The organism is Amycolatopsis sp. WAC 04182, assembly GCF_003947465.1.
Classification (GTDB): Bacteria; Actinomycetota; Actinomycetes; order Mycobacteriales; family Pseudonocardiaceae; genus Amycolatopsis.
The window spans coordinates 180,981-206,515 of sequence record NZ_QHJJ01000009.1 but is presented as its reverse complement, the minus strand read 5'-3'; the positions used below and the strand labels follow the sequence as shown (position 1 = coordinate 206,515).

26 protein-coding genes and 1 pseudogene are annotated in these 25,535 nt (G+C 67.5%); 13 read left to right on the top strand and 14 right to left on the bottom strand.

Going from position 1 to position 25,535, the window contains the following annotated elements; genetic code table 11:
• Positions 1 to 38: 38 nt before the first annotated feature.
• Positions 39 to 494 (top strand): cupin domain-containing protein, encoded by a 456-nt coding sequence (locus tag DMH01_RS38375; protein WP_125683711.1) that lies wholly within the window; start codon positions 39 to 41, stop codon positions 492 to 494.
• Here the strand turns inward: DMH01_RS38375 and DMH01_RS38370 are convergent.
• Positions 491 to 913, bottom strand: a complete 423-nt coding sequence (locus DMH01_RS38370) for a hypothetical protein (protein ID WP_125683709.1) — start codon at positions 911 to 913, stop codon at positions 491 to 493. The genes DMH01_RS38375 and DMH01_RS38370 overlap by 4 nt on opposite strands.
• 433 nt (positions 914 to 1,346) lie before the next feature.
• Between DMH01_RS38370 and DMH01_RS38365 the strand changes: the two genes are divergently transcribed.
• From DMH01_RS38365 to DMH01_RS38355, 3 genes are read left to right on the top strand one after another with little or no spacing between them, the layout of a single operon-like run.
• Positions 1,347 to 3,248: an ABC transporter ATP-binding protein gene (locus DMH01_RS38365; RefSeq protein WP_199745784.1), complete on the top strand. Its 1,902-nt coding sequence runs from the start codon at positions 1,347 to 1,349 to the stop codon at positions 3,246 to 3,248.
• 45 nt (positions 3,249 to 3,293) lie between these two features.
• Complete coding sequence (locus DMH01_RS38360; RefSeq protein ID WP_125683705.1) at positions 3,294 to 3,485, top strand: hypothetical protein; 192 nt, start codon at positions 3,294 to 3,296, stop codon at positions 3,483 to 3,485.
• Between the two features lie 32 nt (positions 3,486 to 3,517).
• Positions 3,518 to 4,402, top strand: coding sequence for an alpha/beta fold hydrolase (locus tag DMH01_RS38355; RefSeq protein ID WP_125683703.1), 885 nt, complete (start codon positions 3,518 to 3,520; stop codon positions 4,400 to 4,402).
• Here DMH01_RS38355 and DMH01_RS38350 read toward each other — a convergent pair.
• Complete coding sequence (locus DMH01_RS38350; RefSeq protein WP_199745783.1) at positions 4,383 to 5,144, bottom strand: 2-keto-4-pentenoate hydratase; 762 nt, start codon at positions 5,142 to 5,144, stop codon at positions 4,383 to 4,385. The two genes, DMH01_RS38355 and DMH01_RS38350, sit on opposite strands and share 20 nt — an antisense overlap.
• On the bottom strand, positions 5,141 to 5,938 hold the full coding sequence (locus DMH01_RS38345; RefSeq protein WP_125683701.1) for a 2-keto-4-pentenoate hydratase: 798 nt from the start codon (positions 5,936 to 5,938) through the stop codon (positions 5,141 to 5,143). Before DMH01_RS38345 ends, DMH01_RS38350 begins: the two co-directional genes overlap by 4 nt.
• A gap of 130 nt (positions 5,939 to 6,068) precedes the next feature.
• Between DMH01_RS38345 and DMH01_RS38340 the strand changes: the two genes are divergently transcribed.
• The 6 genes and pseudogenes from DMH01_RS38340 (at position 6,069) to DMH01_RS38315 (ending at position 11,338) form a co-directional block, all read left to right on the top strand.
• The gene (locus DMH01_RS38340) at positions 6,069 to 6,641 is read left to right on the top strand and encodes a hypothetical protein (RefSeq protein WP_125683699.1); all 573 of its coding nucleotides are present in this window, start codon (positions 6,069 to 6,071) and stop codon (positions 6,639 to 6,641) included.
• Positions 6,642 to 6,675: 34 nt separating this feature from the next.
• Entirely contained in the window at positions 6,676 to 7,083 is a 408-nt protein-coding gene (locus DMH01_RS38335; protein ID WP_125683697.1) for a CoA-binding protein, read from the top strand.
• Between the two features lie 283 nt (positions 7,084 to 7,366).
• Entirely contained in the window at positions 7,367 to 8,149 is a 783-nt protein-coding gene (locus DMH01_RS38330) for an IclR family transcriptional regulator (RefSeq protein WP_005165190.1), read from the top strand.
• A 1-nt stretch (position 8,150) separates the two neighbouring features.
• Positions 8,151 to 9,838 (top strand): annotated as a pseudogene (locus tag DMH01_RS38325) (L-lactate permease).
• A gap of 107 nt (positions 9,839 to 9,945) precedes the next feature.
• Entirely contained in the window at positions 9,946 to 10,818 is an 873-nt protein-coding gene (locus DMH01_RS38320) for a nuclease (protein WP_125683693.1), read from the top strand.
• Positions 10,819 to 10,942: 124 nt separating this feature from the next.
• Positions 10,943 to 11,338, top strand: coding sequence for a sigma factor-like helix-turn-helix DNA-binding protein (locus DMH01_RS38315; protein ID WP_125683691.1), 396 nt, complete (start codon positions 10,943 to 10,945; stop codon positions 11,336 to 11,338).
• Between the two features lie 56 nt (positions 11,339 to 11,394).
• On the opposite strand, the gene DMH01_RS38310 is transcribed toward DMH01_RS38315, so the two are convergent.
• Together DMH01_RS38310 and DMH01_RS38305 are read right to left on the bottom strand one after the other, a co-directional pair.
• Positions 11,395 to 12,669, bottom strand: coding sequence for an RNA polymerase sigma factor (locus DMH01_RS38310; RefSeq protein WP_125683689.1), 1,275 nt, complete (start codon positions 12,667 to 12,669; stop codon positions 11,395 to 11,397).
• A 30-nt stretch (positions 12,670 to 12,699) separates the two neighbouring features.
• Positions 12,700 to 13,116 carry a YciI family protein gene (locus DMH01_RS38305; RefSeq protein ID WP_125683688.1) on the bottom strand — a complete coding sequence of 139 codons (417 nt, stop codon included), beginning with the start codon at positions 13,114 to 13,116 and terminating at the stop codon, positions 12,700 to 12,702.
• A 134-nt stretch (positions 13,117 to 13,250) separates the two neighbouring features.
• On the opposite strand from DMH01_RS38305, the gene DMH01_RS38300 reads away from it, so the two are divergent.
• Complete coding sequence (locus DMH01_RS38300; protein WP_125683686.1) at positions 13,251 to 14,258, top strand: small ribosomal subunit Rsm22 family protein; 1,008 nt, start codon at positions 13,251 to 13,253, stop codon at positions 14,256 to 14,258.
• Here the strand turns inward: DMH01_RS38300 and DMH01_RS38295 are convergent.
• From DMH01_RS38295 to DMH01_RS38280, 4 genes are all read right to left on the bottom strand, one after another.
• Entirely contained in the window at positions 14,240 to 15,154 is a 915-nt protein-coding gene (locus DMH01_RS38295; protein ID WP_125683684.1) for a LysR substrate-binding domain-containing protein, read from the bottom strand. The genes DMH01_RS38300 and DMH01_RS38295 overlap by 19 nt on opposite strands.
• A gap of 52 nt (positions 15,155 to 15,206) precedes the next feature.
• Positions 15,207 to 15,920, bottom strand: a complete 714-nt coding sequence (locus tag DMH01_RS38290; RefSeq protein ID WP_125683682.1) for a GAF and ANTAR domain-containing protein — start codon at positions 15,918 to 15,920, stop codon at positions 15,207 to 15,209.
• Between the two features lie 206 nt (positions 15,921 to 16,126).
• The gene (locus tag DMH01_RS43445; RefSeq protein ID WP_233621843.1) at positions 16,127 to 16,327 is read right to left on the bottom strand and encodes a hypothetical protein; all 201 of its coding nucleotides are present in this window, start codon (positions 16,325 to 16,327) and stop codon (positions 16,127 to 16,129) included.
• 276 nt (positions 16,328 to 16,603) lie between these two features.
• Positions 16,604 to 17,224: a sigma-70 family RNA polymerase sigma factor gene (locus DMH01_RS38280; protein WP_125683680.1), complete on the bottom strand. Its 621-nt coding sequence runs from the start codon at positions 17,222 to 17,224 to the stop codon at positions 16,604 to 16,606.
• Positions 17,225 to 17,529: 305 nt separating this feature from the next.
• Here DMH01_RS38280 and DMH01_RS38275 point away from each other — a divergent pair, with 305 nt between their 5' ends.
• A complete protein-coding gene (locus DMH01_RS38275; RefSeq protein WP_125683678.1) occupies positions 17,530 to 18,717 on the top strand; it encodes a glycoside hydrolase family 64 protein in 1,188 nt (395 codons plus the stop codon).
• Between the two features lie 151 nt (positions 18,718 to 18,868).
• On the opposite strand, the gene DMH01_RS38270 is transcribed toward DMH01_RS38275, so the two are convergent.
• The 3 genes from DMH01_RS38270 to DMH01_RS38260 all read right to left on the bottom strand — a co-directional run bounded on the left by DMH01_RS38270 (position 18,869) and on the right by DMH01_RS38260 (position 22,743).
• Positions 18,869 to 21,034 (bottom strand): germacradienol/geosmin synthase, encoded by a 2,166-nt coding sequence (locus tag DMH01_RS38270; protein WP_125683676.1) that lies wholly within the window; start codon positions 21,032 to 21,034, stop codon positions 18,869 to 18,871.
• 105 nt (positions 21,035 to 21,139) lie between these two features.
• On the bottom strand, positions 21,140 to 21,919 hold the full coding sequence (locus DMH01_RS38265; RefSeq protein WP_125683674.1) for a DUF3800 domain-containing protein: 780 nt from the start codon (positions 21,917 to 21,919) through the stop codon (positions 21,140 to 21,142).
• A gap of 32 nt (positions 21,920 to 21,951) precedes the next feature.
• Entirely contained in the window at positions 21,952 to 22,743 is a 792-nt protein-coding gene (locus tag DMH01_RS38260; RefSeq protein ID WP_125683672.1) for a metalloregulator ArsR/SmtB family transcription factor, read from the bottom strand.
• A 162-nt stretch (positions 22,744 to 22,905) separates the two neighbouring features.
• Between DMH01_RS38260 and DMH01_RS38255 the strand changes: the two genes are divergently transcribed.
• Entirely contained in the window at positions 22,906 to 23,274 is a 369-nt protein-coding gene (locus DMH01_RS38255) for a hypothetical protein (protein WP_125683670.1), read from the top strand.
• Positions 23,275 to 23,465: 191 nt separating this feature from the next.
• On the opposite strand, the gene DMH01_RS38250 is transcribed toward DMH01_RS38255, so the two are convergent.
• Positions 23,466 to 24,326, bottom strand: a complete 861-nt coding sequence (locus DMH01_RS38250; protein ID WP_125683668.1) for a class I SAM-dependent methyltransferase — start codon at positions 24,324 to 24,326, stop codon at positions 23,466 to 23,468.
• A gap of 27 nt (positions 24,327 to 24,353) precedes the next feature.
• Entirely contained in the window at positions 24,354 to 25,121 is a 768-nt protein-coding gene (locus DMH01_RS38245; protein ID WP_125683666.1) for a hypothetical protein, read from the bottom strand.
• Positions 25,122 to 25,535 lie beyond the last annotated feature (414 nt).

The window sequence follows — 25,535 nt, the reverse complement described above, 5'->3', positions numbered from 1 at the left end:
GGAAACGGAGTCCGTTTCCGAATGAAGGGAAGCATAGCATGTCGAAGGACCGATTCCTCCTGCTCAAGCCCGGCGAGGCCCGCCCCGGCCGCGTGCGGCTGCCGTCCGCGTTCAGCGTCAAGGCGATGACCGAGGACACCGAGACCAGGTTCTCGTTGCTCGAGGTCACCCTCGCCATGGACATCCCGCGGCACGTGCATCACGAGGCCGACGAGTGCATCTACGTCCTCGAAGGCGAACTCGGGATCGAGTTCGACGACGAGAGCCACATCGCGACGAAGGGCACCTTCGTCCTGCTGCCGCGCGGCGTCCCCCACGCCCTGCGTCGAGTCTCCGAACCGCCGCGCGTTCTGCAGATCTCGTCCCCCGGCGGCTGGGAGCACTATCTGGAGGACCTGTTCGAGGCAGGCCCTGCCGTCTTCACCGACGGTGCGATCGATCCGGCGAAGATCAACAAAGTCGCCGCGCCCCACGGCATCACTTATGGCGGCTAGGCCGTGCGCACGGGTACCCGGTTGAGTTTCGTCGCCGCCCAGGTCACGAACGCCCACAGCGCCAGCGCGGCGGCCGTGTCGGTGTAGATCGTGGCGAACCAAAAGGCCGGGATCTGCGGCACGGCGACCAGGAAGTGCCCGAGGCTCGCGAGACCGGAGAGCGAGTAGACCATCAGGAAGGCGAGCGCCCGCCAATAGCGTCCGCGCAGGTAGTCGCGGTAGCCGAGCACGCCGAACACGGTGAAGAGGACGTACGCGACGACGACCAGGGTGGCGGCCATGCCGACGGAAATCCCTTCGACCTGCGGATAGTCCGCAGCCCGGATCACGTTGTGCGCGTAGTGCAGCGTGGTGGACAGCAGCGTGAAGGCGAGGATCAGCCGTAACGCGGTGAGTCCCCGGTCTTGCAGAGTTTCCATGTTCGCCCCCTTTGCGACTTGATAGATCGCTCTAGCGAGAGCGTAGACCATGGCGGGCGCGAGATGAAGGGACCTTTGGTCCTGCTCGGCGTGACCGGAGGGGCGCCGGCCGACCGTGTGGATTTTGGGGCGTTGGATGACCCGAAATCCACACAGTCACCTGAGGGAGCAAGGGACCTTTGCTACCGCGAGGCGTGACTGGCCCGACGACAGGTGGGTGTGCGGAAATAGAGACATTGAGTGTCCCTATTTCCACACACCCCTCACCCTGTGTAACGCCCCTGACCGACCGTGTGGGTTTTGGGACATCTGACGTCCCAAAACCCACACAGTCACCTGAGGGAGCAAGGGACCTTTGCTACCACTCGGCCACCCGGCCTTCGCACCCCTTCGGCTCTCAAAAATGTCGGTGGGTACGCGTAGAGAAGGAGGGGTGCCCGAAGCGACCGTGCCCCTGATCGGGGTCGAGAACATCAAGATGCCCGAATGGGCCACGGTCGACGAGACCGTGGCCGCCGCGGGGATGGTCAAGGCCATCCGCACGCTCCCGTCCGCCGTGGCCATCGTGCTGCGCCTGGCCTGGCGGACGTCGCCGCGGCTGACCCTGCTCGCCGGCGTCGTCCACCTCCTTTCCGGCTGTGTCACGGCGTTCGGCCTGCTGGCCACGGCGAACGTGTTCATCGCGCTGCTGGAGAACGGGCCGACGCCGGACAGGGTGCTGCAATCGCTGCCCGCGCTGCTGATCGTCGTCGGCACGTACGCCTTGCGAGCGCTGCTCGACACGGCGGTGGCCGCAGTCGAGGGCGCGCTCCGGCCGCGGGTCGTGACTTCGGCGGGCGACGAGGTCACCGCCGCGATGGTCCGCGTCCGTCTCCTGGCCTTCGAGGACGCCGATTTCCGGGAGCTGGCGAGGCAGGGCGCGCGGTACGGGGTCCGGTCGATCGAGATGAGCCTGCGCTGGCTCGCGGACCTGACGTCGGCGCTGATCTCGCTGGTCGCCGCGCTGGTGGCGGCGGGTCTGCTCAATCCGTGGCTCGCGCCGGTGCTGCTGCTCGCGGCGGTGGCCGACGGCTGGGCGGCGGCGAAGGTCGCGAAGCTGAACTACCGGCACTATCTCGACACTGTCGGCCGCAACATCCGGAAAGGGATCGTCGAGGAGGTCGCGACGTGGCGCGAGTTCGCGCTCGAACGGCACGCCCTCACCCTCCAGGAGCCGTTGCTCGGGGAGTACCGGCGGATCACCGACAGCCTGATGCGCGAAGAGGTCCGGCTCGCGCATCGCAGCAACATGGTCCGCCTGACCGGGCGCGCGGCGGCCGGAGTGGGCACCGCGATCGCGTATCTGGTGCTCGGTCTCCTGCTCTACACCGGGCAGATGGAACTCGCCCTCGCCGGCACGGCCGCGCTCGCCATGCGGACGGCGTCGAATTCGCTGTCCATCACGATGCACGCGGTGAACTCCCTGTACGAGGAGTCGTTCTACATCGCCTTCTTCCACCGGCTGCTGGTGGAATCCGGGAAACGCGGTCCGGTGAAGGACGGGGTCGCCGCTCCGCCGGATCCGGCGGAGATCCGGCTGGAGAACGTCGGCTTCACCTATCCCGGACAGCAGAACCCCGCGCTGCGCGAGGTTTCGCTGACCATCCGGCGCGGCGAGGTGATCGCCCTCGTCGGGGAGAACGGTTCGGGCAAGACCACGCTGGGCAAGCTCCTCACCGGGCTCTATCCGCCTTCGGAGGGGCAGGTGTACTGGGACGACGTCGATCTCGCCGGTGCCGATCACGAGTCGGTGCATGCCAACATCGCCGTCATCGCCCAGGATCCCGCCGAATGGCCGATGACGGCGGAGCACAACGTGACCGTCGGCAGGCTCGGCCGGGAAGACCCGGAGCGCGCCGCGTGGCAGGACGCGATCACCTCCTCCGGCGCCGACGAAGTGATCGATTCCTTGCCCGCCAAGGAGAAAACGGTGCTGTCCAAGAAGTTCAACGACGGGCAGGACCTTTCGGGCGGGCAATGGCAGCGGATGGGCATCGCCCGCGGGATCTATCGCGACGCCGCAGTCCTGGTCGCCGACGAGCCGACGGCCGCGCTCGACGCGAAGGCCGAGGCCCGGGTCTTCGCGGGGCTGAGGCACGCGAGCGTTTCCGGGGCGGGCAGGCGCACGACGATCCTGGTGACCCATCGGCTGGCCAACATCCGCTCCGCGGACCGGATCCTGGTACTGGAGAAAGGACGGCTGATCGAGCAGGGCACGCACGCCGAACTCATCGAGGAAGGAGGCCTATACCACGAGCTTTACGAAATCCAAGCCCGTGCGTATCGCGGCGAGTGAGCGGGTAACCGGTGGACGGCAAGGACCCGATCCACCGGAGGAAGCATGTCCGACCAGGAAGACCGCGAAGCAGCCGACGGCCCGAGCCCGGCCGACGCCGCCGACGAGGCCGTCCAGCTCAGCAGGCCCGACGGCGGCGAGCCGGGCGACACCGAGCCGGAAGAGATCGCCGAAGACGAGGGCACGCAGCGAGCCGCCGGGCCGGAGAGCCAAGCCGTCCACATCGAGGACGCGTAGCTCTTTTCGCCCTGGCCGGTCACACTGTCCTGATGCCGGAGAAGATCGCCGAAGTGAACGGCATCCAGCTGTGCCACGAGACGTTCGGTCCGCCGGACGGCAGGCCGTTGCTGATGATCATGGGTTTGGCGTCGCAGATGATCTGGTGGGACGACGAACTCTGCGAGAGCCTCGCGGCCGAGGGGTTCCACGTCATCCGCTACGACAACCGGGACGCCGGCCGGTCCAGCCGGATGTCCGGCCGGGTGAACCTGCCGCTCGCGTACGCCCTGCGCACGGCGCCGTACTCCCTGGCGGACATGGCGGGTGACGCCGCCGGACTGCTGACCGAACTCGGCGTCGGGAGCGCGCATGTCGTGGGCGCGTCGATGGGCGGGATGGTCGCGCAGACGCTGGCCATCGAGTATCCGTCGCGGGTGCGGTCGCTGACGTCGATCATGTCGACCACCGGCAACCGGTTCGTCGGGCGGCCGAGCGCCAAGGCGATGGCGATGATGCTTTCGGCGCCCCCGCGCGGCCGCGAGGAGTACGTCGATTCCCTGGTGCGCACCTTCCGCGTCATCGGCTCGCCCGGTTACCCCTTCGACGAGGCGCGGATGCGGGAACGCGCGGAACGGTCCTACGATCGTGGCGTCAATCCCGGCGGGACCGCGCGGCAGCTGGCGGCGATCGTCGCGAGCCGGGATCGCTTCCGCGCGTTGCGGAAGGTGGAAGTGCCCGCATTGGTCGTGCACGGTTCGAAGGATCCGCTCGTGCACGTTTCCGGCGGCCGGGCGACGGCCCGCGCGCTGCGAGAGTCCGAAGTGGACATCGTCCCCGGGATGGGGCACGACCTGCCGCGCGCGATCTGGCCCCGGCTGACGCGCGGTCTGGTCCGGACGGCCGACCGCGCCGACGTCAAGACCCGGCGAGCGTGATCGAGCCCAGATGCGAGAAATGCGCCGCCACCCGTGAACCCGGGCGCACGTCGACCGCGTCGGTCATCCCGCCGGTGAGCACGATCCAGCCCGGCTCCAGCGCGAGCCCTCGCGCGCCGAGGGTGTTGGCCGCCAGCGCCAGCGCTTCCGCCGGATGCCCCTGTACGGCCGCGCCGGTGGCGGTGTCGACGATGGCACCGTCGACCTCCAGCAGTGCCGCCTCCAGCGAAAGATCCACTGTGGACGGTTCGACGCCGACCGGGCCCAGCGTGAAATACGCCGAGAAACCGTTGTCCGCCACGACGTCCGGGAGTTTGCCCCGGTAGTCGCGGTAGCGGCTGTCGACGATCTCGATGCCGCCGTGGACCCGGTCCACCGCCGCCATCGCGGTCGCCGCGGTGACACCGGGGCCCGCGAGCCGCTCACCCAGCACGAAGACCAGCTCGGGTTCCGCGCGCGGGTGGATCAGCGACGGCACCGGGACGCCGGCCGGCAGCACCATCGCGTCGGTCAGCCACGCGAGCAACGGCGAGTCGATCCCCATCCGCCGCTGCGTCGCGCGCGAGGTCAAACCCAGCTTGACGCCGATCACCGTCTCACCGCGCGCCCGCCGGAGCCGCAGGGCCTCGTCCTGGATCGCATAAGCGGTATCGACGTCCAAAGCGGGCCATGTGTCCGTCAGTGGCTCGCGTTCTTCCCCGGACAGCAGCGCTTCCGCCGCCTCCCGCACACCAAGGCTCACGGCCGTTCCTCCCCGGAGAACTTCGCGGTGACACTGCCGAGCCCCGCCATCGTCGCCACGACGGTGTCACCGGGGCTCACCGGGATCGCCCGCGTCATCGAACCCGGCAGCACGACGTGCCCCGGTTCGAGCGCGACACCGAGCGGTCCGACCGTGTTCGCGAGCCACACCAGCGCGTTCACCGGCGAGCCGAGCACCGCGCCGCCCGCCCCGGTCGCGGCGATCTCGCCGTTCTGATGCAGGACACAACCCACCAGCCGCAGGTCGATGTCGCCGATCGCGGTCGGCCTGCTGCCGAGGACGACACCGCCCGAGGACGCGTTGTCCGCGATCGTGTCGACGATGCTGATCTTCCAGTCCTGGATACGGGAATCGACGATCTCCAGCGCCGGGACGACGAAGTCCACCGCCCGCAGCGCGTCCGCCACCGTGACGCCGGGGCCGCGCAACCGCGAGCCGAGCACGAACGCGATCTCCGGCTCGATCCTCGGCTGCAGGAAGCCGCCGATCGGGATCGGCTGGTGTTCGAGGTGGAACATCGAGGCGGTCAGATGGCCGTAGTCGGGCTGGTCGACGCCCATCTGCCGCTGCATGGCGGCGGACGCGAGACCGACCTTGTGCCCGCGCACCTCGTCGCCGCGTTCGGCCCAGTGGCGGACGAGCCGCTGCTGGATGCGGTACGCGTCCTCCAGGGTCGCGGCGGGGTACGTCTCGATGAGGGGCGCGATCGGCTTGCCGGTCTCGTACGCGCTGAGCAGCGCGGCCGCGGCCTCCTGCAGCGTGCTGGCGTCCATGGGCTCCTTCCGACAGCCGAACTCTGCCCCGTCGCCTGTGCCCGCACAAGACGCCCGTTCCACTGGCCGGTACGAAGAGATTAGGCCGAAAGGGTCTCGCACGACCCCGATCATCACCTAGCCTGCTCCCATGTCCGATTGGACGCTCTCACGGGCGAAGGCCAGGATCGACCGCCGCGAAGAGCTCGACGAGCTCACCGCGCGTATCCGCTACGAGGTGCGGGTGCACCTCAACGAGCCCACCGCGCACAACGCCTACGACGAGCTGACTGACATCTTCGCCATCGGGCACGCGGAGTGTTCGGCGCTGCTGAAGCACCGCCGTGTCCTGCCGCTGTGGGAGCGGCTGCTGCTCCAGCGCTACACCCGCCGTCTCTACGGCAAGGCGGTCTCGGCGACCGTCGGTGACCTCCCGGCCGACGCGGGGCCGGCGCCCGCCGCCGCGTTCGGTCCGGAGATCGCTTCCCTCACCCCGGATTCCGGTGACACGGGGGCGAAATTCGACCTGCAGGGCCGCGGCCTGGTCAACGTCTTCCGGATCGCCGCCGGGCGGCACGGCGAGAGCTGGCCGGACCGCCACGACGTCGCGACGACGTCCGCGCGCAGCGTGCTCACCTGTTCCGCGGTCTTCCTGCGCCGCCGCGCCTGGCACGTCGTCTGGCCGGTGTACCGGGTGCGGGGCCTGCGGCTCTGGAAGCTGTAGGAATGCGCGGCCACCCGCCGTCGTTGAACCCGGTATGACCGATCGCGCCACCGAGATCCTCGCCGGATCGAAGACGATCGCCGTCGTGGGGCTGAGCCGCGATCCGGCCAAGGCCTCGCACGGGGTCGCCGCCGTGCTGCAGGCACACGGGTTCCGGATCATCCCCGTCCATCCCACGGCCGACGAGCTGCTGGGCGAGAAGGTCTACCGCTCGCTCACCGACATCCCGGAGCCGGTCGACATCGTCGACGTCTTCCGGCCGTCCGAGGACACCCCGCCGATCGCCGAACAGGCCGTCGCGATCGGCGCGAAGGCGCTCTGGCTGCAACAGGGCATCGTCTCCGCCGAGTCCCGCCGGATCGCCGAAGAAGCCGGGCTGGCTTACGTCGAAGACCGCTGCACCGCCGTCGTCCGAGCGGTCGCGAATCTGTCTGTGCGTTAGAAACGCACTTCACGCCGAACCCTCGCCGCGATTTTCCGGCGGGGGTTCGTTCATATCCGTGAACAAAAGAACGACCCCTTGAAGTCATACACCGATTCTGATCAGCCGACCGGATTGGTCCAAATCGGTGATCTTGACGAGAAGCCTCCGAACTGGGAAAACTTGTCCGGTCGCCAGTTTGTTAAGAAACCTTCCCAAGGGTCGGGCGAGCTGTTAACGTCCGAATCCGCTTAGCGGAAACAGGTGCCGTCCATCGGTACCCCGGTCCCCAACGGAGGGCGAAGTGGGCACACCACGCGGCCTGGATTCCAGTGGCACACTCGAGCGCGGGCTCGCGGTTCTCGAGCATGTCGGTCAGAACCAGGAGATTTCCACCAACGCGATCGCCAGGCAACTGGGTCTCTCCCGGAGCGCCGCGTACCGCATCGTCGGCACCCTCAAGAACCTCGAATACCTCGAAGCCGATCGCGCCACCGGCCGCGTGCGGCTCGGCACCCGGCTGGTCGAACTCGGCGCCCGCGCGATGGCGGCGACCGATCTCCACCGCTGTGCGCCGCGCTATCTCGCGTCGCTCGCCGAACGCAGCGGCGAGACGACGTATCTCGCCGTGCCGGACAACGACACGATGGTCTACGTCGCCACCGAACGCAGCGCCAACGCCGTCACCCTGGCCTGCCGTCTCGGCACCCGCCGCCCTCAGCACGCGACGTCGCTGGGCAAGGCGTGGCTGGCGGCACTGCCCGAACAGGACCGTGTCGAACGCATCCGGCGGATGAAACTCGACAGTCTCACGCTCAAGACGATCAACGATCCTGCCCGGCTCCTCGACGACCTGGCCAGGACGAGCCGGCGCGGCTGGGCCGTGGACGACGTCGAGAACGAACCGGACGTGGGCTGCGTGGCCGCCGCCGTCCGCGACCACACCGGACGGCCGATCGCCGCGATCAGCATCGCGGGCCCCGCCGGCCGGGTGCTCCGCCGCACCGACGAACTGGGCGCGACGGTGGCGGGCACCGCGGCCGCGTTGTCGCTCCGGCTGGGTTACGTCCGCGCGCAAAGGGGCTGATGTGGGCTGGATCCAGGACTACCAGCCGGCGGGCGGGCTGTGGGTGTCCGCCGCGCTGGCGGCGCTGCCGATCGTCGTGCTGCTGGTGACGCTGGGAGTCCTGCGCAGATCCGCCCATCTCTCCGCGGCGCTGGCGCTGATCACCGCGCTGCTGGTCGCGGTTCTGCTGTACCGCATGCCCGCCGGGCTCGCCTTCGATTCCGCGGCCATGGGGCTGGTGTTCGGGGTGTGGTCGGTGGCCTGGATCGCGTTCCACGCCGTGTACTTCCACAAGGTCACCGTCGCGACGGGACGATTCGACGACATCAAGGCGGTCCTCGCCGGGTTCAGCGAGGACCGCCGCCTCCAGGCGCTGCTGATCGCGTTCGGTTTCGGCGCGCTGCTGGAAGGGATCGCGGGCGGCGGCTCGCCGATCGCGATCACCGCGGCGATGATGGCCGCGCTCGGTTTCCCGCCGGTGAAGGCGGTCGTGCTCGCGTTGCTGGCGAACACCGCGCCGGTCGCGTTCGGCGGCCTCGGCAATCCGCTGATCGTGCTGGGCAGGCTGACCGCGCCGATCCTCGACCTGAAACAGGAGCAGGCGACGGAACTGTTCTCGGCGATGGTCGGCCGCCAGCTCCCGTTCCTGGCGCTGATCGTTCCCGGGTTCCTGATCGTCGTCCTCGCGGGCTGGAAACGGATGATCGAGGTCTGGCCCGCCGTGCTGACGGCCGGGCTGTCGTTCGCGGTCATGCAGTTCGTCACCTCGAACTTCATCAGCCCGAGCCTCGTCGACGTCGTCGCCGCGCTCGCCGCGATGGCCTCGCTGTGGATCTTGACGCGGTTCTGGCAGCCGTCGGCGGTCTGGCGTTTCGACGGCGAAGAACCGGTGCGGGCCGGGGCGAGCCTCGGCGCGGCGAAGGCCGGACGCGGCGCGCTGTACGCGTGGGCGCCGTACATCGTCCTGATCGCGGCGATCTTCCTTTCCCGGATCGGCACGATCTTCAAGAACCTGCCCGAATGGCTGGACCTGACGAAGCTGCTGCACAAGGCCGACTGGGTGTTCGCATGGCCGGGGCTGCACAAGGAGGTCGTCCAGCACGCGCCGATCACGCCGAAGGACACCCCGTACGCGGCCACGCTGACCGTCGATTTCCTTTATTCGCCGGGAACGGTGGCCCTGATCGCGGCGATCGCGGCGGGTTTCCTGATGGGCGCGAAACCGCGGCTGCTGCTGGCGACCTACCGCCGGACGCTGCACCAGATGCGCTGGGCGCTGGCGACGATCTTCATGATCCTCGCGATCGCGTTCGTCATGAACTACTCGGGTGCGACGCAGACCCTCGGCCTCGCACTGGCGACCACCGGGGTGCTGTTCCCGTTGTTCTCCGCCTACATCGGCTGGCTCGGTGTCTTCCTCACCGGATCGGACGCGTCGACGAACAGTCTCTTCGGGCCGATGCAGGTGATTTCGGCTCAGCAGCTGCACGTCGACCCCATCCTGGCCGGTGCCACCAACACCTCCGGCGGCGTGATGGGCAAGATGATCTCGCCGCAGAACCTGTCCATCGGCGCCACCGCGATCGGGCGGTCCGGGCAGGAGGGCGCACTGTTGCGGCAGACCTTCCTGTGGTCGGTCGTGCTGACCGCCGTGGTCGGGGTATCGCGTTACTGCAGGCGACCGTGCTGGAGTTCATGATCCCGTCGTGAACGAGAATGCGGGAATGTCCACAGTGGTCATCTTATCTTTACCGGCCATTGGGCTGGATGGATGAACACCAGGTTCGTTCACCGGAATGGGAACTACCGTTGTCCTCATGCCCATGACGCTGATCAAAGGTACGTTCCAGCTCGTCGGAGCCTCACCGGACGGCGATTCGGTCCGGTTCTATCCCGAAGACCCCCAGGCGACCAAGAAGGCGGGCCTGAAGGTCCGGCTCAATTCGCGGGGTGGGATGCAACTGCGGCTCGACGCGATCGACGCGCTCGAAACGCATTACCAGGCCAGGGGAACCGGCGGGATGTGGCATCAGCCTGCCGAATTCGCGGACGCCGCCGCGGCGAACCTGCTGAAGGCACTCGGCTTCAAGAAGGTCGAACGCGATGAACGGGGAACGGTCACTTCGTCGACGCCGATCAAGGTACCCGGTCACATACTGACGCGATTCGCCGACAAATACGGACGGGCGGTGGCCTTCGCCTTTCCCGGGCAACGGCCGGGCCGGTCGGCGGACCTTTCCCAGGTCCATCTCGACGTCAAAACGCTGAAGAACTCCGCGAACTACCGGCAGGTCGCGGACGGGCTCGTCTACCCGACGTTCTATTCACTGCTTTACCCCGATCTGCGTGACGCCTTGGCCGAAGCGGCGGTCAAAGCACGTCAGAACGGGCTCGGGCTGTGGCCTCAGGACGTGACGAACTCCGGGTTCAAGCTCTCGTCGCGGCGGCAACTGGCCGACGAACTGGTGATCCTGCCGAAACTGTTCCGCAGGCTCGTCGACTACCTCGCGCTCGACGAAAGCGGCGGGGTCTCCTTGAGCGGCTTCTCCGACTTCCTCGATTCCCGCAACGACCGCCTGTTCACCGTCCCGGACGGGCACGCCACGGAGTTCGAGACCCTGGTGAGCGTGAAGCGGCAGACCGTGAACCTGACGATCGAGCCCGAGCGGATCGTCTTCATCGAGGCCTGAACCATGCCCCGTGTCGGCAAAAACACCGTACCTCCCTCCCCTTCCGCCGTGCTCATCTGAAAGGTGGGAGAGGGAGCCGATGCGAGGACACGGTTCACGGCGGCCGGAGGAGGCCGAGGGACGGATGGAGACGGCTTCGAAACTCGTCGACACCATCCGCGTCCTGGTCGTGCGCTACTGCCGGGCGCGGATCGGCCGCCGTTCGGGCACCTACGACATCGCCGACGCGATCGCGAAGGACAGCTGCCACGAGATCTTCGCCGGGGCGGCCGGCGCTCCCGCGCTCCTCAGGTTCGCCTACGACGTCACGTGCGGGCTGGTCGACGACTTCCACCGGACCACCGCCGAACTGCCGAATCCGCTTTCGGGGCTGCCGGGCAGGCAGCGCGAGATCATGGTGCTGCGGTCGCTCGTCGGGCTTTCCGCCGACGACACCGCGCTGGCGCTCGGCTGCTCCGTCCAGGCCGTCCGGCTGGGACAGCACCGGGCGCTGAGCGCCCTGCGCCCCACCCCCGCCTGACGCGTTTCGTCCTCTGAACGCGCTGGTTCGCACCACGCACTACCGCATCCAGAGGACTAATCGCGAAGGGTGCACTCCGCGGCTCGGTTCAGCAGCAGGGTGCGCTCGCGGTCGTTCCCGGTCATCTCGGCCGCGCGCTCGAATTCGGCGCGGGCCTCGTCGAGACGGCCCAGCTTCGAGAGAAAGTCGCCGCGCACACTCGGCAGCAGGTGGTACGACTTCAGCGCGGGCTCCGACACCAGCTTGTCGACGACCTCCAGCCCCGCCTCCGGCCCGACGGCCATCGACAGCGCCACGGCGCGGTTCAGTTCGATCACCGGCGACGGGTTCAGCTTCCCGAGCCCTTCGTACAGGACGGCGATGCGGGCCCAGTCGGTCTCGTCGCCCGTTCGCGCCCGCGCGTGACAGGCGGCGATGGCGGCCTGCGCCGCGTAGACGCCGAAAGCTCCGTCCGCGAGCGACTCGGCGAGCTCCAGCGCGGCGAGGCCGCGGCCGATCAGGAGCCGGTTCCATTTCGTCCGGTCCTGATCCATCAGCAGCACGGGTTCGCCGTTCGGGCCGACGCGCGCGGCGGAGCGCGACGCCTGGATCTCCATCAGCGCGACGAGCCCGTGCACCTCGGGCTCCTTCGGCATCAACCCGGCCAGGATCCGGCCGAGCCGCAGCGCCTCTTCGCACAGCGCCGGCCGCATCCAGTCCTCGCCGGCCGTCGCCGAATAGCCCTCGTTGAAGATCAGGTAGATGACCTCCAGCACCGAAGACAGGCGCGCGACCCTGTCCTCCCCCTCGGGCACCTCGAACGGCACCTTGGCGTCGCCGAGCGTCTTCTTCGCCCGGACGATCCGCTGCGCGATGGCGGTCTCCTTGGCGAGGAACGCCCGCGCGATCTCGTGCGTCTGGAGCCCGCCGATCATCTTCAGCGTCAGCGCCACCCTGGCCTCGGTGGAGAGCACCGGGTGACAGGCGGTGAACACCAGCCGCAGCAGATCGTCCTCGATATGGTCGTCGAGCCCCGCGGTGAAGTCGGGATCCTCCTCGAACTCCTGCTCGCGGCCGATCTCGCCGAGCTTCTTCTCGTACCGCTCGTTGCGCCGGAAGGTGTCGACGGCGCGGCGTTTCGCCGTGGTCATGAGCCAGGCGCCCGGATTCCTCGGGACGCCCGACTCAGGCCACTGTTCGAGCGCGGCGACCAGCGCGTCCTGCGCCAGTTCCTCCGCGAGTCCGACATCGCGCGTCATCCGCGCGAGGCCGGCGATGAGGCGGGCCGATTCGATCCGCCACACCGCGTCGATCGCCGAACGGGGGTCTGCTGTTGCCGTCACGCCGACCAATCAACATCGTCGGCGCGACGACCGCAACCACTAGTTGGCCTCGGCCTGCTCACGCAGCTTCTGCTCGCGCTCGACGATCTCCGGGGTCGCGTTGTCGAAGTCCTCCATCTCCGCGATCCGGCGGATCTCGATCTCGCCCTCGCGGAACGGCGCGCGCTTCATCCATTCGACGACCTCGGCCCGGTCCTTGACCTGCAGGATCCAGAAACCCGCGATGAGCTCCTTGCTCTCGGCGAAGGGCCCGTCGACGACCCTGGCCTCGGTGGTGCCGGAGTACTGGATGCGGAATCCCTCGGCACTGGGGAGCAGGCCTTCACCCGCGAGCATGACGCCGGCCTTCACCAGTTCCTCGTTGAACTTCCCCATCTCCTGAAGGTCCTCGGCGCTCGGCTGCGCACCGGCCACGTCGGTCTTCTCGTCGCTCTTGACAATCACCATGAACCGCATTCGAAGTCTCCGTTCCCGGCGGGGCTCGTCCCCGCCACATCTACGCGTCGATCGGGCATCCCCGGTTTCGACACGGTCCCCGAACTTTTTTCCGCGATCATTCGAGCAGCCGGAAAACCGCGGGTCAAGCACGCATGGGAGAATCCGCTCCCGTGGCAGCACTCCCCGAAACCCTCCGCTCCGCCCTCGACGAAGAGCTGGGCAAGTACCCGCAGAACAGGCTGACGCAGTCCGTCGAGCGGCTCAGCACGCGCTACCGCGAGAACAACCCCGCGAGCGCGCCCATCCTCTCTTCCGAGGTCGACATCGCGGCGTACGCGGGCTACCGGATGCCGGCCACGTACGCGGCCGTACACGCCGTCCTCGCCGAAGCGGCCCTCCGCGCTCCCGGGTTCGCTCCGCGGACGCAGATCGACGTCGGCGGCGGGACCGGTGCCGCGATCTGGGCGGCGGCCGACGTGTGGCCGTCGCTGGAGGAGAGCACCGTCGTCGAGCAGGTCCCGGGCGCGATCGCGCTGGGGCGGCGGCTCGCGGGGAACGCCGATGGCAAGGCCGTCCGGGGCTCGACCTGGCGTCGTGGCCTGATCGACCCGGCCGCGCCCGCGCCGGAGGCCGATCTGGTGACCCTCTCCTATGTCCTCGGCGAACTGCCCGACGCCCGCCGGGCCGACGCCGTCCGCTGGCTGTCGGCGAAGGCCGGGATGCTCGTCCTGATCGAACCCGGCACCCCCGCCGGCTACGAACGGATCGTCGAAGCGCGGGATCAGCTCGTCGGGCTCGGGCTCTCCCTGGTCGCGCCCTGTCCCCACGAGGGCGAGTGCCCGATCCCGCGCGGCAAGGACTGGTGCCATTTCTCCGCCCGTCTCCCGCGCACCGGCCTGCACCGCCAGCTCAAGTCCGCGACGCTCGGCTTCGAGGACGAGAAGTTCTCCTACGTCGTCGCGTCGCGCACGGCACCGGAACGCGCCGAAGCCCGCATCCTGCGGCATCCGGCCAAACGCAAGGGCATGGTCGGCCTCTCCCTCTGCGCCGGAGCCGGGCTCACTGAAACGATCGTCACCAAACGGCACGGCCCGGCCTACCGCGCGGCCCGTGACGCCGAATGGGGCGACGCCTGGCCCACTCAGTCCACAGTGGACTGACGACCTCGGCGCACCTGGTTGCCGACGGCGGCGAGCAACGCGCCGAGCGCCGGATTGTCGTTGCTCCGCCGCCACATCAGTTCGAGTTCGACCGGGCGGTTCTCGACCCCGTCCACCGGACGGAGCACCACTCCCTCGAAGCGCAGCGCGGCGGCCGCTGCCGGCACCAGCGCGACCCCGAGTTCCGCCTTCACCAGCGCGAGCACCGTATGCACCTGACAGGGGTACTGCGTGTACTCCGGCAGCACCCGGGCGGTGCGGAACACCGCCACGACCAGGTCGTGGAAGTAGCGGCCGTCCGACGGCGAATACATGATGAACGGCTCGCCATCGAAGTCGCGGACGTCGGGATTCTTCTTGCGCCGCGCGAAAGGATGCGCCGACGGCAACGCCGCCAGCAGCGGCTCCCGCCACAGCGGCAGGGTCACGACGTCGGCTCCCGTGACCGGCGGCCGGATCATGCCGAGATCGATCCCGCCCGCCAGCAGTTCCTCCACCTGCGCCGCCGTCACCATCTCCCGGAGCACCAGATCGACACCGGGCGCTTCGGCGTTCGCCACGGCGATGACGCGTTCGAGAAAGGAATACGCCGCCGTGGCGGTGAAACCGAGCGTGACGACCCCGGCCTCGCCCTTCTTCGCCCGCCGGGCGTACAGCGTCGCCTCCTGTGCCGAACGAAGGATCTTCCTTGCCTCGGCGAGAAAAACCCGCCCCGCCGGGGTCAACCGGACCGCGCGGTGCGTCCGGTCGAAAAGCTCGACCCCCAGTTCGCGCTCCAGCAGTTGGATCCGCCTGCTCAACGGCGGCTGGGTCATCGAGAGCCGCTCCGCCGCCCGGCCGTAGTGCAGTTCCTCGGCCACCGCGACGAAACTCACCAGCTGCTCCAAGGAAAACACCCAGCCAGTCTAGGTATCGCCGAAGGGCGGACAAGCGCCGAATCGGTATCGTTCAGCGCGGGATTTCCACTGTGCGGTCGATGATCCCGTTCGCCACGGAAAGGATCTTGCGATTGTTGCTCCGCGAGTAGGCGCGCAATACGCCGAACGCGTCGTCCACCGAAACCCGGAGCCGTTCGGCGAGAACGCCTTTCGCCTGCTCGATGATCACCCTGCTGTTCAACGCGGTCTGGAGCTGCGCGGTGACGATCTCCTGCCGCTGCCACGTCCGGTGATGCAGGATGCCGATCGTGGCGACGTCCGCGAGCGCTCGCGCCAAGTACAAACCGTCGTCATCGAGCGACGCGGGGCGGGTGTCGAAAAGGTTCAGCGCACCGATCACCTCTTCACGAAGCCGCATCGGCAAGGCGTACACAGAACGGAATCCGGCGTTTTCCGCCTCTCGGGAGAACTTGGGCCAGCTTTCGCCCTCTCGCGCCAGATCCGGGCAGTCCACCGGCTTGGCGCACCGGTAGCAGTCCAGGCCCGGACCCTCCGAGTTCCGCAGCTGGAACAATTCGAGCAGGCGGGTCCTTTCGTCGGACGCGGCGACCATGGTGAGGGTGCCGCGCGCGTCGGCGAGCATCAGCCCGGCGGTGCCGACACCGAGCAGTTCGACGCATCTGCACGCGAGCAGATCGAGGAACTCGACGAGGTCGAAGTCGTCGACGAGGGTGTCCGCCAACTGGACGAAGGTCTCGCATAAGCCGGCCGTCAGGTCGGTCATCGTCTCCGCTGTCTCCTTAGGCTCACGTCCGTCAAGGCCCGGGCCGGAACGTGGCCCGGCGAAGCACCACGTCCATGGCCACCTCGTCGAGCTTCCGGTCGTCGGCGTAGGCGCAAGCGCGTCCGCGAGCCCGATGCCGAGCTGGACCGACACCATGCCCGCGGCCTGACGCACCCGGTCGCGACGGCCGGTGAATACGCGATCGATCATTCCGGCCTGCCCCGGCCCACCGTCGCCGGGGCCCCGGCGAATTCGCGATAGCAGTCGACAACGCCCACTTTGATCGCACCGGCCTGAATCGGCACCGCGATGATCGATTTCACGCTCCGGTCAATCGCCTCCGGCGCGAATATCGGCCATCGGAGTGACGCCTCCGAACTGGTCACATCGGTTACGACGCCGAGCATACCGCCGCGCACCACCTCCGCCGATGAGTCCGGCGTCGACCGACTTTGTCCGCACCGGCGCCATTCTTCACTCTTTCAGTGACGAATCACTCGGTCCCAATGGTCCGTTCGGCCGGTACCGGCTCACCGGTCCGCGCCTAGGGTGGAATCCGAGACCGCTTGTCCCGGCCCCCGGCAACGGCACTCGTCCGCGAGCTCTGGAGGGGCCATGTGCGTTCGCATTCTCGAAACCCGGGCCAAACGGGAGAACCCGTTCGTCCGGCTGTTGATCCGCATTCAGCTCAAGGCGTCCTGGCGCTGAGCGCAGGCGCGCAGCCTGCTGATCGCGCGGTGTTTCGTCACCCGCACGCGTGACGACGTCGTCCCGAGCGCCGCCGCGGTCTCGTTCGAGGTCAGCTCGCCGATCACCCGCATTCCCAGCACCTCCCGGTGCGACATCGGCAGCGTCCGCATCAGCCTGCCGAGCCGGAGGCCGAGGTCGGTCCGCAGGGCGCGTTGCTCGGGTTCCTCCGCTGCCCCGGCCGGACGTTCGGGGAGCTCGCCGGTCAGCACCTGTTTGCTCCGCGCGGCCTTCCGGAAGACGTCGGCGACCTTGTTCGCCGCGATGGCGCGCAGGAGGAACAGGAAAGAGCCGCCGCGGCGGCCGTATCCGGGGACCGCGACGAAGACCGCGAGGCAGATCTCCTGCGCGACGTCGGCCGGTTCGAGATAGGTCAGCTCATGGCCGCCGAGGCGGGTCTCGGCGTACTGCCGCGCCCACGACATGAGGGCGGCCATGAGGTCGTCCATGGCGTGCGGCTCGCCGTCCACCGCGGCCTTGGCGAGGCCGTCCCAGCAGGCAGGGGAAATCCACGTCTCACCGCCGCCGGTTCTTCGCATCGCAAACTCGTCGCTCATGTCCCGCTCCCCACGGATGAGAAAACCCGGCCGCCGGGGTCCAGGACGGAACCCGACCCACGGTAGTCGACGAATCCGGCCACCTCAATCAACGAAAGGCCCGCGACAAATTGTCCGGCCCGGCGGAAAACCGGACAGATTCCCACCAGTGGTCTGGACATCTCCGCGTCCGGCGACGTAACTTCCCGTGCTGAGACCCCTCGCCAAGGTCACGCCCAGGCCGGGAACGCGCCCCCGGCCGACATCCGCAAGCACCGCCGCGGCGCGTCCACGCTCCGCGGCGGGATTCCGCCGAGGAGTGAACTGTGCGCATCCGCAAGAAGATCCGGCGCGTCTTGACCGCGTTGGCGGTCGCCCTCCCCCTGGTCACCGGAGTATCGGCGCTTTCGGCACCCACCGCGGTCGCCGACGGCCCCGATCCGCTGCCGCTGACCGTGACCAACAATTCGAACCGCTCCGACGCGGTCCACCTCTACGTGCTCGGCACGAACCTCAATACCGGGAAACTCGGCTACGTCGACGCCGGCGGCACCTTCACCCCGTGGCCCGCGGGCGCGAACCCGCCGAGCCCAGCTCCGGACGTCTCGATCGCGGGCCCCGGCAACGGCGGCTCGACCACGCTGCGGATCCCGCGGATGCTCTCCGGCCGCGTCTACATGTCGTTCGGGCAGAAGATCAAGTTCTTCCTGACCCCGGACGGGCTGGTGCAGCCGGCGCCGTGGGCCGACGGCGACCCGAACCGCGACATCCTGTTCGACTGGAGCGAATTCACCTACGACAACGGCGGGCTGTTCATCAACAGCTCGCAGGTCGACATGTTCAGCGTGCCGCACGCCGTCGGGCTCACCAACGGGGCGGGAGCGGACAAGGAGGCCGGGCGCCTCAAGGCGGGTGGCCGCGAAGCCATCTTCAACGCCGTCCAGGGGCAGTCCGGTTTCTCGAACCTGGTGCGCGACCGGCTGCGGGTCCTCGCGCCGGGCAAGGGCCTCGACACCGGCAAGTTCAGCGGGACCTACCTCGACGGCTACGTCACGAGCGCCTGGAACGCCTACAAGTCGACACCGCTGACCGTGGTCCCCTTCGAGGCCGAACCCGGCAAGAAGTTCACCGGCCGGACCGGCGGGGACGACGTCCTGCGCTTCACCGACACCTCGGGCGCCACGGTGGCGTCGTTCAGCAAGCCGAGCACCCGTGACGTCTTCAACTGCGACGGACGGCTGCACGCGCCGAACGACCAGGTCGTCGGCCCGATCGCGCGGACACTGTGCGCGGCGCTGCACCGCTCGACCCTCGGCACCCTGCACACGCAGCCGACCTACGACGCGGGCCAGTTCTACAAGCAGCCCGTGACCGACCACTACTCGCGGATCGTGCACGAGCAGATGGTCGACGGGAAGGCGTACGGATTCGCCTTCGACGACGTCGGGCACTTCGAGTCGCTGGTGCACGACGGCGACCCGCGGACCGCGCGGATCGTCCTCACCGCGTTCTAGGGACCTGGCGTTGGGGGCCTTTCCCCGCATCGGATGCGGGGAAAGGGCCCTTCACCTCTGCTCTGTTGGTCTTCCTGCCGCGAAAGCCACTTTCGGGACATCAGACGTCGCGAAAGTGGCTTTCGCGACATGCCCAGGCCGCGGCGAGCACCTACCGCGCCCCACTCCCGATCCGCCAGGCCGACATACCGATCCCGCTCGGCACGAGCGAGAACGTCGGCGGCGGTTCGGGAGTGCTGAGGCGCTCCAGCTCCTCCGGCGTGTACCGCACGCATTTCCGGTGCCATTCCAGGATTCCGGCCATCCAGTCCTTCATGTTGTCCGCGTATCGGGTCAGCACCGCGCGGACGTCGTCGTCGAGCCCGAGGTCGTCGCACATCCGCGGCAGCCCCTCGTCGGCGAGCTGCTCGAACTGGTCCATCCGCGCGTTCATCAGCCGGGCCGCGATGTCACGGGCCTCGATCCGGCCGACATCCAGGAAACGTTCGACGACATGGACGAGGTTGTGCACCTCGCCCTCGTACTCGATCTCCTTCTGATAGGAAAAGAGATCGTTGGCGAAAGCCGCGTAGTCCTGGGCCGCGGTGTCGAGTTCGAACAGCACCCGGTTCTGGTAGATCTCCGGCGGCACGACCTCGCCGAGCCGGAGCCGGGCGAGGCTCTTCGTCAGGTCCGAACCGAACGTCCGCCGCCGCATCTCCACGTAGTCGACCGGGTCGGGGACCCGGTTCTGCGCCTGGTTCGCGACTTCCCAGACCCAGCTCGCGGTCATCCTCTCGATCGCCTGCCGGAACTCCGCCCGCGCGGGCGGGGTCAGCGGTCCGGCGGTGCGGTTCCACAGGTCCTCGAGGCCACGCTCGACCGAGTTCGACGGCTTCGGCACCGGCTCGCCGTCGAGCGGCATGAACAGGGAAAGCCGGTCATTGCACAGTTTCGCGGCGACGGGGTCCCTTCTCATCCCGAAGACGAGCGGAAAGTAGTCGTCGCCGTAGGTTCCCCAGGTCAGCCAGTCCGACGACAGCTTGAGCTGATCGAGATCCGAGTCCGCGTGGATCATCGCGGCGCAGTGCGGCAGGTCGATGCCGCGCATACGGCGCTCGTCCCAGATCCCGCCTTCCTCGAACATCCCCATCTCCCGCGCCCAGCCCGGCGCGTACTCGCGGGCGGCGGCGAGGTGGGGGCTGGTGCGCACGGGGTACGGCATGCGGAATTCCGGCAGGGGCAGGTGTCCGACCTTCGCGAACGGCGGGGGCGCCTGCTGCCGCACCCGCTGGACGAGCCCCAGCCGGTTCGGCGAGAGCCCCGTCGGCTCGGTCACGCCCTCGTTCATGTACCGGCTCGACCGCGCGTGCCATTCGTGCCCGCCGGACTGCCAATCCTGCAGGCCCTTGACGTAAAGGCCGACCGCGATCTGCTCGGACAGCGAGACGTCGCGTTCGGCCAGCAGCGCGGGAACCTCGACGAGCGCGGTGTTCTCGAACTGCTGCAGCCGCGAGGTCAGCAGGTCGTTGGTGAGGTCGGCGGCCTCCTGCGTCGGGCAATCGAGGAACTTCTCGAAGACGAGGACCGCATTGGAGTTCTCCCCCTCTTCCCGCACTTCACGTTGGTAGGAAAAGAGATCGTTGCGCAGGTGGACGGCGTCGGCGAACGTGTCGCGCAGAACCTCCATCGGCCTGGTCGCCGCGATCCGGTCCGGTACTTCGGCGCCGACGGCGTATTCGATGAGGTTCGCCGACCACGGCGCGCCGCCGACCCGGCGGCGCATCTGGATGTATTCGATGGGGTTCGCGATCCGGCCGCGGTCGATGTTGTCCAGTTCCCAGAGCGATTCGACCATCAGGTTGTGCGTGCTGGTGACGAAACGCCGTCGCCACGCCTCCGACATCGAGGGAATGGTGCGCGCCCAAAGGTCTTCGAGCCCGGCTTCGGCGGGATTTCCCGGCTCCGGCGACGTTTCCCCCGGCCCGGTCATGAACAGTTCCAGGCGGTCCAGATAAGCCTTCGCGCCCTCGATGTCCCGCGTGTACTTGAATTGCGCGAGGAAATCGTCGTCGAAGAAGAACACCCACACGTACCAGTCCGTGACCAGATCGAGGGACGGCCCGTCACAGTCCGGATGGGTGTGCGCGCAGAGTAGCGCGTAGTCCATTTTCGCCAGTGCCTCTTCGGTCCAGACGACCTCGCCGGACGGCGACGGTGAATCGAGCATCCCCATTCGCCTCGCCCAGGCCATACTGTGCGTCCGCGCCGCTTCGAGGTGCGGATTCATGCTGGCCGGATGCGGCACGTAGAACTCGGGCAAGGTGAAAGCCTGCATCTGCGAGTGCCTCCCGGGCCGGTGTCGGAACCGTTCCGACGTTTCCAGCCCGCGGCCGCACCGGGCAACCGTCCACCCGAGCGATTCGGTGTGCCATGGAGTGAATCAGGACCAGAGGGACGCCGAATCGACATACGGCGCGAGCAATCCGGTCAAGATCCGGTCGCCGTTCCCGTTCAATGCGTCTTCGGCGATCCGGCGGGCGACGCCGACCAGGAAATCGGCGGCCTGCACCCGCGGATCCGTCCGTGAATCCACGAACTTCACCCCGGCCAATCCCGGACTCGATTCGATCCGGGCGAGCCGGTCCCCTTTGAGCGACGGTTGTTCGTCGTGGACGAGAAAAACCTGCTCCCCGCCTTCGCTCCAGTACTCGACGGCGCGGAGGATCGCGGGCACCAGCGGATCGAGGACCTTGGCGTCACGTGCTTCGGCGACCTTCGCCCTCAATTCCGCGGTGTCCCCGGCCATCGCGAAGAACGACCCCGTCGCCGGATCCCGGCGATTCCTGGCCCGCAGCACGTCGTTGAACGCGGCAAGGAGTTCGTCGTCCGGCCGGATGTCCGGACCGGCGAGCGCGTGGAGTTCGTTCGCCAGCAGCCGCTTCTTGTCCACGAGGTACACGTGGGCCCGCCCGTGGACCGGACCGAGCGGCCCGAGGAACCACTCGAGGACCCGCCGGTGCTTCGTCCGCAGAAGGTGGTTCGCCTTGTACTCGACCGCCGGCGAACGGATCCTTCGCCGCAGCTCGACCAGGCAGGCGGCGGCCTCGTCGAGACTCAGCCGGACCCCCGCGTGCGCGAACACGTCGGTCTGGCCGCCGATCAGCTTCTCGCCCTCGGACCCGGACTCGTCGCAGGCGATCTCCAGGGGCACGCTGCGCATCGTGCCCGATCACCCCGGCGACGTCGACCGGGTTACGCGGGGCCGGGCAGCGGCTCACCGGTCTCGAGCAGCGTCTTGAGGCTGGACAGGATCGACGGCCAGCCGCCCTTGACCATCTCCAGCGCGGTGCTGCCCGGGTCGAAACCGTCGTGCACCACGGTCAGTTTCACCGTGTCACCGACGGGTTCGAGATCGAAGGTGACCTTCGACCGCGATTCGGCCTGGAGTTTCGCCGACACGTCGTCTTCGAGGCCCACCGACTTCGCGAACTCCGGCGTGAAGGTGTGCCACGTGTAGGACAGCCGCCGGTACGGGTCGGATTCGAGGATGACCTGTTCGGGGTCCTCCAGCTTCACGCCGAGTTGCTCCCAGGCCATCGTCGACCCGGGCTTCCAATCCGAAGTGAACTCACAACCCCAGTACCGCTTGGTGAAGACCGGATCGGTGAGTGCCCGCCAAAGCCGCTCCGGCGTCGTCCTGATGTAGCTGGTGTACACGAATTCGTCGGTGCTCATGGGTTCCTGCTCCAATGCCTTCTTGAGGTCGGCGAGCGCGTCGACGCGGCCCTGGTGGTAGCGGTCGATCCAGCGCTCGGCGATCGCGTTGATCGGCTCCGCGTTCACGTAGTGCAACTTCTCGCGGCCACGACGCACCGTGGTCACCAGATTGGCCGCCTCCAGCACGCCCAGATGCTTGCTGACCGACTGCCGCGCCATGTCCAGCCCCGCGCACAGCTCACGCAGGGTCTGCCCGTTGCGGGCGTTCAGGTCGTCCAGCAACCGGCGACGGCTGGGGTCCGCCAATGCCTTGAAGACCTCGTCCATTGCCGCTCTCCCTGATAGGCAGCCTCACGGCTGCCTTTGCAGGTTAGGCAGCCGAGCGGCTGCATGTCAAGGCGTCTACAAATCCGGGCTCGGGTGAAGCCGTCCTGTCACGTTTCCGGTGGCTACCTCGTCGAGTGGTGACTTCCACCCGAAGGAGTTCCCATGCCGACCCCGTTGCGCGTCGCGATCGCCGTGCAGACCCTGGCCGTCTTCCTCACCCCGATCTCCGCCGGTCTCCTGCTGACCGTGCCGAGCGGCCACGCGCTGCACAGCGCCACGTCCTACACGCTGTTCATCGTCGTGACGCTGCACGTGCTCACCGCGATCCTCGTGTGGCGGCCGGGCGGCGGCTCCCCCAAGCCGATCCTGCCGGCGGCCGTGTTCCTCGGGCTCACGCTGGCACAGGTGTTCCTCGGGCTCGCGCACGTCACCGCGGTCCACGTCCCGCTCGGTGTCCTGCTGTTCGGGTTCAGCCTCCTGCAACTGAGCCGGATCCGGCCGGCGCGGGAAGCGGCGGCCCAGAACGCCTGACCGATGATCCGCCCTTTTCCGGCAGCGGTGCGGCGTTCGCCGTGCCGAGGCGGCGGATGTGACCAATGCTCAATCAGATCGAAGACCTACATCGGTTACGTCCAGACAGTCCCGTGCCCGCGACGTCGTCCTCCGAGTGCCGGCTCACGTGCGACCGGCGGACGTCCTGGTCTCGGCGATCGGCGGAGCGGTCATCGAACGACGAATCCGGGTGCCCCGTGGATGATCTCGCGCCGCGCGGCGTCCGCCCCCGGTAGCGACAGGTACAAGTCGGCGGCGAGGAACCCCAGTTCCTCAGGTGTCGGATTTCGTTCACAGCGTGCGTCGGTAGCGGCGAGCGCGGCGGCCCGCTCGCGTCCGTTCGCGATCTCGCGTTGCCTGAGCGGTCCGGCCAGGCGCTCGGTGAACAGCCCATAACGCTCGAAGTGTTCTTCAAAGACAGCGAAGTCCAGAGTGCGCAAAGCCGTGACAGCGATCCATGGCGGTTCGGCCGGCGCGAGATGGTCGAGAACGCGAGCAAAGGTCCGGTGCGTGACATACCCGATGCACCCCGTGGAAATGATGAGGTCGACCTTCGGCAGCGTTTGCAGAATATTCACAGGAACGCTGTCTTCTTCGAGATTGACGGCGATAGCCGAGTCCAATAACCGTACTTCGCGTGCGTAATCGATCGCCTGCCTGGAGATGTCGATACCATGAACCCGCACGCCGGGACGCTCCTGAAAGCGCGAGAAGAATTTTCGATCATCCTGAGCCGACGAACCCCGACGATCCCCCGCATAATATTCATAGAGGACATCCAGGGTGAGCTCGTACTTCAGGAGCGCCGCGTTCACACCATACGAGCATCCGATGTCCAGAACCGACACCTCGCTCAAGCGGCGAGCAGTGCGAATCTCGTCCATGACGCGGACCAGAAAATGATTCGCGTTCTGCGGGATCTGGTAGTTGACTTTTCGCATTGCGGCATAGTAGGCATGAGGGTCTTCGGACACGTATTCTTCATCGAAATTCTTCTTGGCCTGATTGAACTCCGCTTGCGTTTCGGTCATCGTGTACCTTCCCTGCGGACGGCCTCTTCATGCCTTCTCGTATCGTTGCGACGCCAGATAGGCGGGAACCTGCCGCGAGCGCACATCCGAGACATATTGGTCGATCCACTTGAAGTCGGGGTTGTCCGCGGCCAGGTAATACAGTGGGTTGTCATCGATATAGGGCCGGTCACGGGCGCGCAGGTTCATGTTGAGGCTGACCCGATAGCCCCTTTCGATAGGGGCGGTTCGATGAAGGACGCGCATCAGTTGCGCCAGGGTGCTCGCCCCCATCCGATGCGGAACGGTGATCACGTCACGCTCGGGCAAGGTTCCCTGTTCGTCCAGCAGAACGAACCCGGCTTCATAGTCACCTCGGTAGATCTGCAGCTCGCCACCCACCACGTCGTCCATGATCAGCGGAACGATCTCGGTGACGGGCACCCCGTCCGCGTGCCAGGCGGCCGTACCGTCGTCCGGGTCGGCTCCCATGAAGGTTATGGTCGCGCTGATCACCGATACCGGGTACGGCTCGAGCTCGGTACCCGCCTGCCGACTGAGCCGATCGAGTCGCCCCGGGTAATGCACCAGTTCGAGGATCTCGGGTATCACCACGTGGGCCTCCCGGATGAAGCGGAGGTTGAGATGCTCCTTCCTGCTCATCTCGTCCTTGATTCGCCGAGCTTTGTCCAAAACCGTCCGCAACAAGGCAGGGTCATAGTCGACTTCCGACTGCACCACGCCCAGACCCGAGACCTGCCAGTGCGATTTTTTCCTGATCAGATCGAACCGGGACATCTCTTCGAAGATACGCATAGCCTCTTCCCCTCTGTGACGCCTCACGGAAGTGGACACATGGCGGCAATGGAATCAGCAGCAAAGTGACGGCCGTCCTCAAAGCGACTTGAACACCGGGGACGCGCCAGGCTTGTCATCAGATCGCGGACCATGGATCACGGCTCCACAATGTGAGAAAGATTAGCACTGCCGACCGTTTCTGTAAAGAACTCCCAGTGATCGGGATCGAAGTCCCGATCGACCGGATCAAGCCCATTAATTCAGCTATCGACCAGAGGGCGTGGCATCGAAAACCGAATCTCGGAGCCCGGCATGGTGCGGTTTGCGTATCGATCGAAGACGACTTGCCGCCTCGTTGCCGACGGCGAGCATGCCGAAGTTGCCGATCTGTCGCTTTCTTCCCATTCCGACAGAAAAGTTTCATGCCTTACG